This is a genomic window from Pseudomonas sp. MAG002Y (assembly GCF_019400845.1).
Taxonomy (GTDB): Bacteria; Pseudomonadota; Gammaproteobacteria; order Pseudomonadales; family Pseudomonadaceae; genus Chryseomonas; species Chryseomonas luteola.
Genome location: NZ_WOEJ01000018.1, coordinates 76012 through 88914, shown reverse-complemented (window position 1 = coordinate 88914; position 12903 = coordinate 76012). Strand labels below are relative to the sequence as shown.

Sequence of the window (12903 nt, the reverse complement as noted above, 5' to 3'; positions counted from 1 at the left end):
TTATCGGAAACGCTTGCTGTCCTCACCCATATCCAGGGAGAGTCCTTGAGTAATGTTCGTCAAATGATCCGCATCGGTTTCGGAGCCCAGCTTGATCATCAAGCGCAGATCATTGGCAGAGTCTGCATGCGCTAAAGCATCCTCGTAAGTGATCTCACCGTCTCGATAAAGCTGGTAAAGCGCTTGGTCGAAGGTCTGCATACCTAATTCTGTTGAGCGCTTCATAAGCGGCTTGAGCTCATGAACCTCCCCTTTTCGAATCAGATCTGCCGCCAGCGGTGTATTGATCAGTACTTCAATAACCGCCCTACGCCCCTTTCCGTCAACCGTTGGTACCAGCTGCTGTGCAACAATGGCCTTGAGGTTAAGCGAAAGGTCCATCCATATCTGCTGATGCCGATCAGCCGGAAAAAAGTGGATGATCCGCTCCAACGCCTGGTTCGCATTGTTAGCGTGTAACGTTGCCAAACACAGGTGGCCGGTCTCGGCGAATGCCACCGCATACTCCATGGTTTCCCGAGTACGTACCTCGCCGATCATGATGACATCAGGTGCCTGACGAAGCGTGTTCTTCAGCGCGACCTCAAAAGACTCCGTATCCAGGCCTACTTCCCGCTGCGTCACAATGCAGTTCTGGTGCTGGTGAATGTATTCGATAGGGTCTTCGATCGAGATGATATGGCCAGTGGAGTTCTTGTTGCGGTGACCAATCATGGCAGCTAGCGACGTGGATTTGCCCGTGCCGGTTGCCCCGACGAACAGCACTAGGCCACGCTTGGTCATGGACAGTTTTTTCAATGCCTCGGGCAGACGCAACTGATCAAGCGTAGGGATGTTTACCTCGATACGCCGAAGCACCATGCCCACCAGGTTACGCTGATAGAACGCACTTACCCGAAAACGCCCCACGCCTCTAGAGCTGATCGCAAAATTACATTCATGCTTTTCGGCGAACTCCGCTCTCTGCTGTTCATTCATGACGCCAAGGACCACTTCCCGAGCCTGATCAGGCGAAAGCGGCTCCTTGGTTACCGGCAGAACACGACCGTTCACCTTCATGGACGGTGGAACACCAGTCGTAATGAACAGATCGGAGCCGCCCTTTTCGACCATCAGCCGCAGCAGCTTTTCGAATTCCATCAGAAGTTCTCCGGAATCTTGGCTTTCTCACGAGCGCTGTCGCGACTGATCAGCCCCTTCGCCAGCAGGTTTTTCAGGCACATATCCAGCGTTTGCATTCCAAGACCACCACCTGTCTGGATGGCAGAGTACATCTGCGCCACTTTGTCTTCACGAATGAGGTTGCGGATCGCAGGCGTCCCAATCATGATTTCATGGGCAGCCACACGGCCCCCGCCGACCTTCTTGACAAGGGTCTGAGAGATAACGGCCTGCAGGGACTCGGACAACATCGAGCGAACCATGGATTTTTCTTCGGCCGGGAAAACATCCACGATACGGTCGATCGTTTTGGCGGCCGATGTGGTGTGCAGCGTACCAAATACCAAGTGTCCGGTTTCCGCAGCGGTCAACGCCAGCCGTATCGTTTCAAGGTCACGCAGCTCACCGACCAGAATGATATCCGGGTCCTCACGCAGCGCAGAGCGCAATGCCTCCGAGAAGCCTAGAGTATCGCGGTGCACTTCCCGCTGGTTGACCAGGCATTTCTTGGACTCGTGAACGAATTCGATCGGGTCTTCGATGGTCAGGATATGGTGATACTTGGTGTTATTCAGGTAATCCAGCATGGCCGCCAGCGTCGTTGACTTGCCGGAGCCTGTAGGACCGGTGACCAACACCAGACCGCGAGGAACATCGGTTATCTTGCGAAACACATCGCCCATTCCCAGCTCTTCCATCGAAAGCACTTTAGAGGGAATAGTACGGAATACGGCACCCGGCCCACGGTTCTGGTTGAAGGCATTGACACGGAAGCGTGCAATGCCTGGCACCTCGAACGAAAAGTCGGTTTCAAGGAATTCTTCATAATCCTTGCGCTGCTTGTCATTCATGATGTCGTAGATGAGCGCATGCACCTGCTTGTCGTTGAAAGCGGGCAGGTTGATGCGTCGAACATCGCCGTCGACACGGATCATGGGTGGCAAACCGGAGGACAGGTGTAGGTCGGATGCACCCTGTCTGGCACAAAACGCCAGCAGTTCCGTGATATCCATGAAGACTCCCTTAATACAAACAAGCAGGTAGAATGCCGCCTTATCAGCAGCGGTATTTAGAGAACGAGGTTGAATGTCAACGATAGCTGAAAATATCGCAACAGTACGCACCCGTATCCAAGCCGCAGCGCAGGCTTGTGGTCGTGATCCCGAGACCGTTGGTCTACTTGCCGTCAGCAAGACCAAACCGGCATCGGATCTACGCGAAGCGTACAACTGCGGGTTACAACATTTTGGCGAGAACTACCTGCAAGAAGCGATCCAGAAGCAGGAGATGCTGAAAGATCTGCCCTTGATCTGGCATTTCATCGGCCCGATTCAATCCAATAAGACACGCTCGGTCGCTAGCCATTTCGATTGGGTGCATTCCGTTGATCGCCTGAAAATCGCCCAGCGGCTTTCCGAGCAACGCCCAGAGAACATGCTCCCGCTCAATATTTGCCTACAGGTCAATATCAGTGGTGAGGCCAGCAAGTCAGGATGTTTGCCAGAAGAACTGCCTGAGCTGGCCCGTGCCGTTGCTCAGCTGCCCAACCTCGTCTTACGTGGGCTGATGGCTATACCAGAAGCCGCTACGGAACCTGAGGCGCAGCATGCTGCCTTTTCATCCCTACGAAAACTCAGCGAGGCGCTGAACCTGAATCTTGATACCCTGTCCATGGGCATGAGCCACGACCTGGAAGCAGCGATTGCCGAGGGCGCGACCTGGGTTCGAATCGGTACAGCACTGTTTGGTGCCAGACATTACAGCGCAACCCCTTCGCCTGCTTCTCATTAAGGAATTTACCTATGAGCGATACCCGCATCGCCTTTATCGGCGCCGGAAATATGGCGGCCAGTCTGATTGGAGGTCTTCTCGCACAGGGACTGCCAGCCAGCTGCATTACTGCAAGCAATCCTGACGCTGCACAACGCTCAGCGCTTGAGTCTGACCATGGGATTCAGACATTCACGTCTAACCTTGAGGCTGCCCAACAGGCTGATGTAATTGTCCTGTCGGTCAAGCCACAGGTCATGAAAAGCGTCTGTGAGGAGCTCTCCAGCGCACTTACCGGCACTCAGCTGATCGTTTCTGTTGCAGCTGGAATCACCTGTGCCAGCCTGACTCAATGGCTAGGCGAGCGTGCCCTGGTGCGCTGCATGCCCAACACCCCGGCACTGCTTCGCCAGGGTGCCAGCGGCCTGTATGCCAACGAGCATGTGTCATCAACCCAGCGCGATCAGGCTGAGCAGTTACTGTCTGCCGTAGGCCTTACCGTCTGGGTAGAAGACGAAAAGCAACTGGATGCCGTAACGGCAGTATCAGGCAGCGGCCCAGCGTATTTCTTCCTGATGATGGAAGCCATGACCCAGGCCGGTGAAGCACTTGGCCTGGACAGGGAGACATCAGCACGGCTGACCCTGCAGACAGCCCTTGGCGCTGCCCAGATGGCCTTGAACAGCGAGGCGTCACCGGCCGAACTGCGCCGCCGCGTCACTTCACCTGGCGGCACTACCGAACAGGCCATCAAGATCTTTCAGGAGGGCGGCTTCGAGGCCCTCGTTCAACAAGCACTTTCAGCGGCTGCACGCCGCTCGGCCGAGCTGGCGGAAGAGCTCGGTAAATAAGGAGTAGTCATGTACGGATTGAATACCGCCCTGATTCTTATTCTGCAAACGCTTGGCAGTCTTTATCTGCTCATTGTTTTGCTGCGCTTCATTCTACAACTCGTGAAGGCAGATTTTTATAATCCCCTGAGTCAATTCATCGTCAAAGCCACACAACCCTTGCTGCGCCCGCTACGCAGAGTCATTCCAGGCTTTGGCGGCATCGATCTGGCATCGCTGGCGCTTGCGGTACTGGTACAGCTGGTTCTCATGGTTCTGCTGCTCCTCCTGACCAACGTTGAAGGCATAAACGGCCTCACCCTGATCACCATGCAATATGGCGTCGGCGGAGCAATTGCCCATCTGTTCATCTGGTCGTTGATTGCCGTGGCGTCCCTGTTTCTCAAGGTCTTTTTCTTCGCCATGATCATCAGCGTGATTCTCTCCTGGGTCGCGCCGGGCAGTTACAACCCCAGCGCCCAGCTTGTAAACCAGATCTGCGAACCTGTTCTGGCACCTTTCCGTCGCCTTCTGCCCAACCTGGGCGGGCTGGATATCTCGCCCATTTTCGCGTTTATTGCAATCAAATTGATCGACATGCTGGTCATCAACAACCTGGCCATGATGTCAGGTATGCCGTCGGTCCTCGCACCGTTCCTGTAAGCGATGGCCCCATCTGTTCGGTGGGGCCTTTATCGTTAACCATTCACACACTTTGCGTGACCGCCTAGAGAATCCCGTCGGGTCTTGATTGACGCAAGACCCGCCTTACGGCACCGTACCGCCCTTTATTACGCTCATGATGATGACAGGGATGGGGTATGGAGCGTCTGTCTCAGCAAGTCGATGCCTACGCGACTTGGAAGCTTGAACTCATACAGCAGATCAATCGCTACAGCGGCTGGCTTGTTCGTAATCGCCTCAATTCGCAAAGCCTTGATGAAACCCTGGCACGCTGTGTTCAGATCCTGCGCGACGATCACATTACGCTGGCTTTCGCTGGCGAGTTTTCGCGTGGAAAAACCGAACTGATCAATGCCTTGTTCTTTGCCGACTATGGGCAACGCATGCTGCCGTCCCAGGCTGGCAGAACAACCATGTGCCCTACCGAGCTCTTCTATGATGTCAAGGCAGAAGCCCCGTATATTCGGCTTCTACCTATCGAATCACGGCTGGATGACCTCAGTATTGCAGATCTGAGAAGCGATACGGCCCGTTGGCAACAGATTGCACTGGATTACGAACAGCCGGACCTCGTGGCAGCTGCGCTCGGAAAGGTCGCCGAAACGCGCCTAGTGCCGGTTGAGCAGGCCATATCCCTTGGATTCGATGCCGAGCAACTGGACAAGCCCAGCAAGGACGGAATGGTCGAAATCCCGACCTGGCGCCATGCGATCATCAACTTCGATCATCCCTTGCTGCGTCAGGGCCTGCGCATACTTGATACGCCAGGCCTCAACGCGCTTGGCAGTGAGCCTGAACTGACACTTTCGATGCTTCCAGCCGCTCAGGCCGTACTGTTTCTGCTCGCGGCCGATACGGGGGTTACAGCCTCCGACCTTCAGCTGTGGGAGCATCACATCAAGCCAACCAGTGACGACGCGGAAGGCTCGCTGTTCGCGGTACTCAACAAGATCGATACCCTCTGGGGCGACCTGAATGGTGACGAATCCGTCGATCAGTCCATCCAGCGCATTCGTGAGGTCAGCGCTCGTCATCTGGGCATTCCCATGACGGATGTACTGCCCTTGTCTGCCAAGCAAGCCTTGCTTGCCAAGGTACGCCATGACACAGCGCTGCTTGAGCGCAGCCAGTTGGCCGCCCTCGAACGCCTGCTCTGTGACCGTATCGTTGGGCACAGAGAGCGTTTGCTACAAAGCCGAGTGGTCAATCAGGTGATTTCACTTCTGGCGAGCAGCCATGCGCTTCTGGGCGAACGCTTCGAGGATATGAAGCGGCAACATGCATTACTGGAAAATGCCGCTACCGGCTCGACGCTGGCAGAGCAGATAGAAAAAACACGTGAGGAGCATGCGCTTTATCACAAGCGGCTACTTAACCTGCGCACCACACAGCGGATGCTTCAGGGGCAGGCCGTCCTACTTAACGATGCCCTGAACCCGGCACGCCTTGAAAGGCACCTGACCGACGTACGCAATAACCTTGCAGGAAGCTGGACCACACTAGGCATCAGCGAAGCGATCCATCGCTTCTTCCAAAGCGTCGAACACGACATGTTATCCCTTTACTACGAGGGTGAACGTGCGAACAAGGTTCTTCAGTCGATTTACCAGCGTCACAACGAAGAAAATCCTGGCCATCGCCTGGATGCTCCCCGTTTGCGTGTCAAAGCGCAGATTCGTGCGCTTCGCCAGCTACAGCAGAAGTCGGATCGTTTCCGTCGTCAGATGAAAACGCTGTTTACTGAACAGCGTGTGCTGACTCGCCGGTTCTTTGCAACGCTGGTAAAGGAAGCGGTCTTCGTGCATGAGCAGGCCTGTCGGGAAGCCAAACGCTGGAACGAGGTTGCCCTGCTGCCTCTCATTCAGTTTACTCGCGAGCACAAGCAGTTGCTGGAATCCAATATGCTGGAGCTCAAGGCGCTGACCCAGCAGGCGCTGGATACCCAGCAACAGAAGAGTCGTCTGCAAACCTACTGCGAAACACTGGCAGGTCAGCTTGATGAGGCCAACGATATCTTGCGACAGTTGCGCCGCCCTGCTCCGGCCCAACGCCATGCCAAGGTCGTCGCTCTCCCCGGGGTAAGTGTCGCCTAGCCACATCGGGCCTTTATCCGATGCGGCAAGCACCCTGCTTGCAGGATGCTTGCCGCTTGCGATGGCGCTCTTTAGACTGGCGCCCTCTCACGTATAAGAGCCTTAAATGCCCAGCGTCATACCCCCTGATTCCGTAGGCCTGGTTACGCCTCAGGTCCTTCACTTCTCCGAGCCGCTCCCCTTGGCTTGCGGCAGGTCTTTGGCCGAGTACGATCTGGTCATCGAGACGTATGGAGAGCTCAACGAAAACCGTAGCAATGCCGTGCTCATTTGCCATGCCCTGTCCGGCCATCACCATGCGGCGGGCTACCACAGCATGGAGGATCGCAAGCCGGGCTGGTGGGACAGCTGTATCGGTCCAGGAAAGCCCATCGATACCCGCCGGTTCTTTGTCGTCGCACTGAACAACCTGGGCGGCTGTAACGGATCAACAGGCCCAGGCAGCGCCAATCCTGCTACAGGAAAGCCCTACGGCGCCGACTTTCCCGTCATTACCGTGGAAGACTGGGTCAATAGCCAGGCACGTCTGGCTGATGCGCTAGGCATTCAACAATGGGCGGCCGTCGTAGGCGGCAGCATGGGAGGCATGCAGGCCCTGCAATGGACCATCAGCTACCCTGATCGTGTACGTCACTGCATGGCTATCGCCTCGGCGCCCAAACTGTCAGCTCAGAACATTGCGTTTAATGAAGTGGCACGCCAAGCCATTCTGACTGATGAAGAATTTCATGGGGGTCGCTTCTATGAGCAGAACGTCGTACCCAAGCGAGGACTCATGCTGGCCCGCATGGTAGGTCACATCACCTATCTGTCCGATGACGCAATGGGGCAGAAGTTTGGCCGCGAACTCAAGACAGACAAGTTGAACTACGACTTCCACAGTGTGGAATTTCAAGTCGAAAGCTACCTGCGCTATCAGGGCGAAGAATTTTCAGGCCGCTTCGATGCCAATACCTACCTGCTGATGACCAAAGCGCTGGATTACTTTGATCCCGCCAGTGCACACGATGGTGATCTAGTCAGAACGTTTGCAGATGCTAAGGCTGATTTCTGCATCATGTCCTTTACGACAGACTGGCGCTTCTCACCGGCCCGCTCACGCGAGATCGTGGATGCCTTGATTGCAGCGAAAAAGAATGTCAGCTATCTCGACATCGACGCGCCACAAGGGCATGACGCTTTTCTTCTACCGATCCCCCGGTACCTGGAAGCCTTCGTTAGTTATATGAATCGCATTGCTGTATGAGGGCCTGAACGTGCGTGCCGATCTGGATATCATCAAAGACTGGATTCCCGCCGGTAGCCGGGTCCTTGACCTGGGATGTGGTAATGGCGAGCTGCTTGCCTATCTGCAGACAAACAAGCAGGTCACCGGCTATGGCCTTGAGATCAACGACGAAAACATCAAGCAGTGCATTCGCAGAGGTGTAAACGTCCTTGAGCAGGACTTGGATAAGGGGCTGGGGAATTTTGCCAGCAACAGCTTTGACATTGTTGTCATGAGCCAGGCCCTGCAAGCGGTGCATTATCCTGATCGTATTCTTGAGGAAATGCTGCGCGTAGGCAGAGAATGCATCATTACCTTCCCGAACTTTGGTCACTGGCGCTGCCGCTGGTATCTGGCCCGTAACGGGCGAATGCCGGTATCGGAGTTCTTGCCTTATACCTGGTACAACACGCCGAACATCCACTTCTGTACGTTTGAGGATTTCGAGCGTCTGTGCCACGAACTCAAGGTCAAGGTGCTTGACCGGCTGGCCGTTGACCGTCAGCACCGCCACGGCATTGGTAGCCGCCTGTGGCCCAACCTCCTGGGCGAGATCGGTATTTATCGCGTGACGGGCCAGTTGTTGTAAGACAGGTTCGTCACGCTGACTCAGATGACGTCATGACCCGCCATCTGAATCACGTACATCGACTTTCCAGATTTCATATCATGCGAGCAGACATTCGCCTGTCTCCGCCTTAAACCAGAGATGACACGACATGATTCAATTGTCCGAGCTGGTGCTGGCCAGCCACAACGCCGGTAAGCTCAAAGAACTTCAAGCCATGCTGGGTGATGCCGTCAAGGTGCGCTCCGTCGGTGAATTCAGTCAGGTCGAACCGGAAGAGACTGGACTTTCCTTTATTGAAAACGCCATTCTCAAAGCGCGTAATGCAGCGCGTGTATCCGGCCTGCCCGCCCTGGCCGATGACTCCGGCCTTGCTGTCGACGCCTTGGGTGGCGCGCCCGGTATCTACTCGGCACGCTATGCAGAAGGACGCGGCGATGCCGCGAACAATGCAAAGCTGCTCAAGGCTCTTGAAAGCACTCCTGAAGCCGAGCGTGGCGCTCAGTTTGTCAGTGTGCTGGCCCTGGTTCGCCACGCTGATGACCCGCTTCCTATCGTTTGTGAAGGGATCTGGGAAGGGCGCATCCTCTTCGAAGCCCGAGGTGAGCATGGCTTTGGGTATGACCCTCTTTTCTGGGTGCCCGAGCGGGACTGCTCGAGCGCAGAGCTGGCACCTGAGGAAAAGAACCGTATCAGCCACCGTGCCCGTGCCATGGCTATTCTTCGTGAGCGGCTCGGACTTTGATTCGATCAGCCTCGTTCGAACTGCCGCCCCTGTCGGCCTATATCCATATTCCGTGGTGCGTGCGTAAATGTCCTTATTGCGACTTCAACTCGCATGCAGCAGGACCCGAGCTACCTGAAGAGGCCTATGTCGATGCCTTGCTGGCAGACTTGGATGCGGACCTTGTCCATGTGCATGGCCGACCACTGACCTCCATCTTTTTTGGAGGTGGTACTCCCAGTCTGTTTTCAGCCAGGGCGCTGGGGCGCTTGCTTGAAGGCGTCGAACGCCGCGTTGCCTTTGCTTCCAATATCGAAATTACCCTTGAGGCTAACCCAGGGACATTCGAACAGGACAAGTTTGCCGCCTACCGGCAGCTCGGCATCAACCGGCTTTCAATTGGCATCCAGAGTTTTCAAGATGCCAAGTTAAAAGCCTTGGGCCGGATCCACGGGCAGGACGAAGCGGTTCGAGCCGCCGAGATGGCACGTCGGGCAGGGTTCGATAACTTCAATCTGGACCTCATGCACGGCCTGCCAGACCAGAGCGTTGCCGATGCGATGGCAGATCTTGAACAGGCGATTGCCCTCGCGCCTACGCATATTTCCTGGTATCAGCTCACCATGGAGCCCAATACCGTCTTTTGGAGCCAGCCGCCTGAGCTACCTGAAGACGATACCCTCTGGGATATACAGGAAGCGGGACAGGCTCGACTTGCCGAAATGGGTTATCGGCAATACGAGACCTCGGCCTATGCCCAGCCTGGACGCCAGGCACGTCACAACCTGAATTACTGGACATTCGGTGACTTCCTTGGAATTGGCGCGGGCGCCCACGCCAAGCTGAGCGCACCTGATGGTCAGATTATTCGCACCTGGAAGACGCGCCTTCCCAAGGACTATCTGGATTCTGCCAAGCATTTCCAGGCCGGTGAGCGTGTACTGACGCCAGCAGAGCTGCCCTTTGAATTCATGATGAATGCCCTTCGCCTGGTAGAAGGCGTTTCAAGTGAGCAGTATCCACAGCGAACCGGCCAGCCCCTGGAAAGCCTATCTGGGGCACTGGAAGCGCTACGCGGCAAAGGTCTGCTTGAGAAGGATTCGACCAGGTTGGCCCCTACGTCCCGAGGGCAGCTTTTTTTGAATGATGTGCTGCAGCATTTTCTGTCTGACTAAGGAGACATGACGCTTGGACTACCTACTTAGCCTTATTGCAGAGGCTTCTCGCTGGTGCCGCGGTCATCTGGCCGAGATCGCCCTGGCTCTGATTTCAACCCTGCTGGTAATGTTCGGCACTGAAATCAACAACTGGATGAAGCAGCGCCTGGGCAATTTGCCTACCTTTGTACGGGTTCCGGTTCTGGCTTCGGCTTCAGTAAGTCTTTACGGCGCAGCAACTACCCACCTGACCCCCTGGGTTGTGAAAGGCTTAGGACAGTTCAACAATTACAGCCTGGCACCCGCCTTGCTGGTCGGTGCTTGTCTGCTGGGTGTTCTAGCCGAGCGACGCTGAGATACGCAGAAAAAAGGCCTGACATCTGTCAGGCCTTTTTTATTATTCGGTACGCTCGAACTTCAGATCCCAGACACCGTGCCCAAGTCGCTCACCTCTACGCTCGAACTTAGTGATGGGTCGCTCTTCGGGACGCGGAACATAGCGCTCATCTGAAGCCTGATTCCGATACCCCGGCGCGACACTCATGACTTCCAGCATGTATTCCGCATAGGGCTCCCAGTCGGTTGCCATATGCAGCACCCCACCAACCTTGAGCTTGCTACGAATCAGCTCGGCAAACTCAGGCTGAACGATACGACGCTTATGGTGGCGGGCCTTGTGCCATGGGTCCGGGAAAAACAGTAGGACCCGATCCAGGCTTGCATCAGCCACGCACTGGCGAAGCACTTCCAAGGCATCGCAGCTATAGACACGCACATTGGACAATTGCTGGGTCAGAAGACCATTCAGCAACGCGCCGACCCCAGGACGGTGGACCTCAACACCAATGAAGTCCTGCTCCGGCGCTGCGGCTGCCATTTCCAGTAGAGAGTGTCCCATACCAAAGCCGATTTCAAAGGTACGAGGCGCTTGGCGACCAAACACAGCGTCGAAATCCTGTAGCCCCGCATCCAGGTCGAGACCGAAGCGGGGCCAGCCTTGGTCAAGCCCCTTTTTTTGACCTTCCGTCATACGTCCCGCACGCATGACAAAACTTTTGATGGTACGCATTGGGCGTGCGGGTGCGTTATCGAATTCCTGATCGCTCATGGCTATTCACAAAGACAGCACGACCCGGCCTGGAGGCCGGGTCGTTAAGGTTAAGATGGAATGAAACGTCGAGATCAGCTGATCAGACCTTCCAGAGGTGACGAGGCGGAGGCATATAGCTTGCGTGGCATCCGACCTGCCAGATAAGCCATGCGCCCTGCCAGGATGGCGTGCTTCATGGCTTCGCCCATCAGGACAGGATCCTTGGCGTGGGCAATGGCGGTGTTCATCAGGACGGCATCACATCCCAGCTCCATTGCAATGGTGGCATCCGAAGCAGTACCTACACCGGCATCGACCAGAACCGGCACCTTGGCCTCTTCCAGAATGATGCGCAGGTTGTACGGATTGCAGATACCCAGACCGGAACCGATCAGACCGGCCAGCGGCATAACCGCAATACAGCCAATCTCCGCCAACTGACGGGCAATGATAGGGTCATCACTGGTATACACCATGACATCGAACCCATCCTTTACCAAGGTATCGGCGGCCTTCAAGGTTTCGATGACGTTTGGGAACAACGTTTTCTGATCCGCCAGTACCTCAAGCTTGACCAGTGAGCGCCCATCAAGAAGCTCGCGCGCCAGACGGCAGGTACGCACAGCTTCAACAGCGTCATAGCAGCCAGCCGTGTTGGGCAGAATGGTATAGCGATCCGGTGGAATGACGTCCAACAGATTAGGCTCACCGGGATTCTGACCGATATTGGTCCGGCGAACCGCAACGGTCACGATTTCGGCCCCCGACGCCTCGATGGCCAGACGGGTTTCTTCCAGGTCCTTGTATTTACCGGTGCCCACCAGCAGACGCGACTGGTAAGTGCGTCCGGCCAGGGTAAGCGGTGTATCTTGACGATTGCTGTTCATGGCAGATTCTCCGGCGGTCTAGCCGCCACCAATAGCATGAACCACTTCCAGCTGATCGCCGTCCACAAGCATGGTATCGGCGTGCTGGCTGCGGGGTACGATATCGAGGTTTCGCTCCACGGCTACCCGTTTTCCGGTCAGTTCAAGCCGGACGAGCAAGTCCGCCACGGTGGCACCGTCAGGAAGTTCGAAAGATTCGCCGTTCAATTGAATGCGCATGGCAGAAGCGGTCTGAAATGTATGAAGGGCTGCATTCTAGCCCCTTCTGCCACGATGACCAACGTTGTATCGTCATCTAGGCCAGACGCCAGGCCACCAATCCAAGACAAACCCACCCTGCCAGGAAGGCGAGCCCGCCAAAAGGCGTGATGATGCCCAGCTTGCTGATACCGGACAATGTCAGAACATAAAGGCTGCCAGAGAACAGAATAATCCCTATGGCGAAGAAGGCGCCGGCCAAGCTGACCAGACGTCCCTGCAGATGCGTCGCCAGCAGGGCAACGCCCAGCAATGCCAGGGCATGTATGAGCTGATATAACACGCCGGTCTGGAATACAGCCAGGTGCTCCGGCGACAGTCGCCCTTTCAAACCATGGGCGGCGAATGCACCAAGGCCGACGCCAGTAAAGCCAAACACGGCGGCCAGCATGAGAAACGTACGAAGCATGGATA

General features: G+C 55.8%; 15 protein-coding genes. 9 read left to right on the top strand and 6 right to left on the bottom strand.

Annotation, left to right across the window (positions count from 1 at the left end):
- Both GM154_RS21320 and GM154_RS21315 read right to left on the bottom strand, forming a co-directional pair.
- Complete coding sequence (locus tag GM154_RS21320; protein ID WP_219653287.1) at positions 1-1140, bottom strand: PilT/PilU family type 4a pilus ATPase; 1140 nt, start codon at positions 1138-1140, stop codon at positions 1-3.
- The gene (locus tag GM154_RS21315; RefSeq protein ID WP_010795402.1) at positions 1140-2174 is read right to left on the bottom strand and encodes a type IV pilus twitching motility protein PilT; all 1035 of its coding nucleotides are present in this window, start codon (positions 2172-2174) and stop codon (positions 1140-1142) included. Before GM154_RS21315 ends, GM154_RS21320 begins: the two co-directional genes overlap by 1 nt.
- Positions 2175-2247: 73 nt before the next feature.
- Here GM154_RS21315 and GM154_RS21310 point away from each other — a divergent pair, with 73 nt between their 5' ends.
- The 9 genes from GM154_RS21310 to GM154_RS21270 all read left to right on the top strand — a co-directional run bounded on the left by GM154_RS21310 (position 2248) and on the right by GM154_RS21270 (position 10609).
- Positions 2248-2952 carry a YggS family pyridoxal phosphate-dependent enzyme gene (locus GM154_RS21310; protein ID WP_219653286.1) on the top strand — a complete coding sequence of 235 codons (705 nt, stop codon included), beginning with the start codon at positions 2248-2250 and terminating at the stop codon, positions 2950-2952.
- 11 nt (positions 2953-2963) lie between these two features.
- Positions 2964-3782 carry a pyrroline-5-carboxylate reductase gene (proC, locus tag GM154_RS21305; RefSeq protein WP_219653285.1) on the top strand — a complete coding sequence of 273 codons (819 nt, stop codon included), beginning with the start codon at positions 2964-2966 and terminating at the stop codon, positions 3780-3782.
- A gap of 9 nt (positions 3783-3791) precedes the next feature.
- A complete protein-coding gene (locus tag GM154_RS21300; protein WP_010795405.1) occupies positions 3792-4424 on the top strand; it encodes a YggT family protein in 633 nt (210 codons plus the stop codon).
- Between the two features lie 158 nt (positions 4425-4582).
- On the top strand, positions 4583-6538 hold the full coding sequence (locus tag GM154_RS21295) for a dynamin family protein (protein WP_219653284.1): 1956 nt from the start codon (positions 4583-4585) through the stop codon (positions 6536-6538).
- Between the two features lie 106 nt (positions 6539-6644).
- Positions 6645-7784 (top strand): homoserine O-acetyltransferase, encoded by a 1140-nt coding sequence (locus GM154_RS21290; RefSeq protein WP_219653283.1) that lies wholly within the window; start codon positions 6645-6647, stop codon positions 7782-7784.
- A 10-nt stretch (positions 7785-7794) separates the two neighbouring features.
- On the top strand, positions 7795-8394 hold the full coding sequence (gene metW / locus GM154_RS21285) for a methionine biosynthesis protein MetW (protein WP_219653282.1): 600 nt from the start codon (positions 7795-7797) through the stop codon (positions 8392-8394).
- 130 nt (positions 8395-8524) lie between these two features.
- Complete coding sequence (rdgB, locus tag GM154_RS21280) at positions 8525-9118, top strand: RdgB/HAM1 family non-canonical purine NTP pyrophosphatase (RefSeq protein ID WP_125887769.1); 594 nt, start codon at positions 8525-8527, stop codon at positions 9116-9118.
- The gene (hemW, locus tag GM154_RS21275) at positions 9115-10272 is read left to right on the top strand and encodes a radical SAM family heme chaperone HemW (protein ID WP_219653281.1); all 1158 of its coding nucleotides are present in this window, start codon (positions 9115-9117) and stop codon (positions 10270-10272) included. Before rdgB ends, hemW begins: the two co-directional genes overlap by 4 nt.
- 13 nt (positions 10273-10285) lie before the next feature.
- Positions 10286-10609: a DUF3392 family protein gene (locus GM154_RS21270; protein ID WP_010795411.1), complete on the top strand. Its 324-nt coding sequence runs from the start codon at positions 10286-10288 to the stop codon at positions 10607-10609.
- A 42-nt stretch (positions 10610-10651) separates the two neighbouring features.
- On the opposite strand, the gene trmB is transcribed toward GM154_RS21270, so the two are convergent.
- The 4 genes from trmB to GM154_RS21250 all read right to left on the bottom strand — a co-directional run bounded on the left by trmB (position 10652) and on the right by GM154_RS21250 (position 12898).
- Positions 10652-11323, bottom strand: coding sequence for a tRNA (guanosine(46)-N7)-methyltransferase TrmB (gene trmB, locus GM154_RS21265; protein ID WP_219653295.1), 672 nt, complete (start codon positions 11321-11323; stop codon positions 10652-10654).
- A gap of 113 nt (positions 11324-11436) precedes the next feature.
- Positions 11437-12231 (bottom strand): thiazole synthase, encoded by a 795-nt coding sequence (locus GM154_RS21260; RefSeq protein WP_219653280.1) that lies wholly within the window; start codon positions 12229-12231, stop codon positions 11437-11439.
- Between the two features lie 18 nt (positions 12232-12249).
- Complete coding sequence (thiS, locus tag GM154_RS21255; RefSeq protein WP_219653279.1) at positions 12250-12450, bottom strand: sulfur carrier protein ThiS; 201 nt, start codon at positions 12448-12450, stop codon at positions 12250-12252.
- Positions 12451-12526: 76 nt separating this feature from the next.
- Positions 12527-12898 (bottom strand): DUF423 domain-containing protein, encoded by a 372-nt coding sequence (locus GM154_RS21250; RefSeq protein ID WP_010795415.1) that lies wholly within the window; start codon positions 12896-12898, stop codon positions 12527-12529.
- Positions 12899-12903: the final 5 nt, after the last annotated feature.

What these genes read in the sequence shown, in the direction of transcription:
- GM154_RS21260 (WP_219653280.1), bottom strand. Translation starts at nt 12,231, where the DNA reads ATGAACAGCAATCGTCAAGATACACCGCTTACCCTGGCCGGACGCACT.
- GM154_RS21310 (WP_219653286.1), top strand. Translation starts at nt 2,248, where the DNA reads ATGTCAACGATAGCTGAAAATATCGCAACAGTACGCACCCGTATCCAA.
- GM154_RS21250 (WP_010795415.1), bottom strand. Translation starts at nt 12,898, where the DNA reads ATGCTTCGTACGTTTCTCATGCTGGCCGCCGTGTTTGGCTTTACTGGC.
- trmB (WP_219653295.1), bottom strand. Translation starts at nt 11,323, where the DNA reads ATGCGTACCATCAAAAGTTTTGTCATGCGTGCGGGACGTATGACGGAA.
- GM154_RS21315 (WP_010795402.1), bottom strand. Translation starts at nt 2,174, where the DNA reads ATGGATATCACGGAACTGCTGGCGTTTTGTGCCAGACAGGGTGCATCC.
- GM154_RS21290 (WP_219653283.1), top strand. Translation starts at nt 6,645, where the DNA reads ATGCCCAGCGTCATACCCCCTGATTCCGTAGGCCTGGTTACGCCTCAG.
- proC (WP_219653285.1), top strand. Translation starts at nt 2,964, where the DNA reads ATGAGCGATACCCGCATCGCCTTTATCGGCGCCGGAAATATGGCGGCC.
- thiS (WP_219653279.1), bottom strand. Translation starts at nt 12,450, where the DNA reads ATGCGCATTCAATTGAACGGCGAATCTTTCGAACTTCCTGACGGTGCC.
- GM154_RS21300 (WP_010795405.1), top strand. Translation starts at nt 3,792, where the DNA reads ATGTACGGATTGAATACCGCCCTGATTCTTATTCTGCAAACGCTTGGC.
- GM154_RS21320 (WP_219653287.1), bottom strand. Translation starts at nt 1,140, where the DNA reads ATGGAATTCGAAAAGCTGCTGCGGCTGATGGTCGAAAAGGGCGGCTCC.
- rdgB (WP_125887769.1), top strand. Translation starts at nt 8,525, where the DNA reads ATGATTCAATTGTCCGAGCTGGTGCTGGCCAGCCACAACGCCGGTAAG.
- GM154_RS21295 (WP_219653284.1), top strand. Translation starts at nt 4,583, where the DNA reads ATGGAGCGTCTGTCTCAGCAAGTCGATGCCTACGCGACTTGGAAGCTT.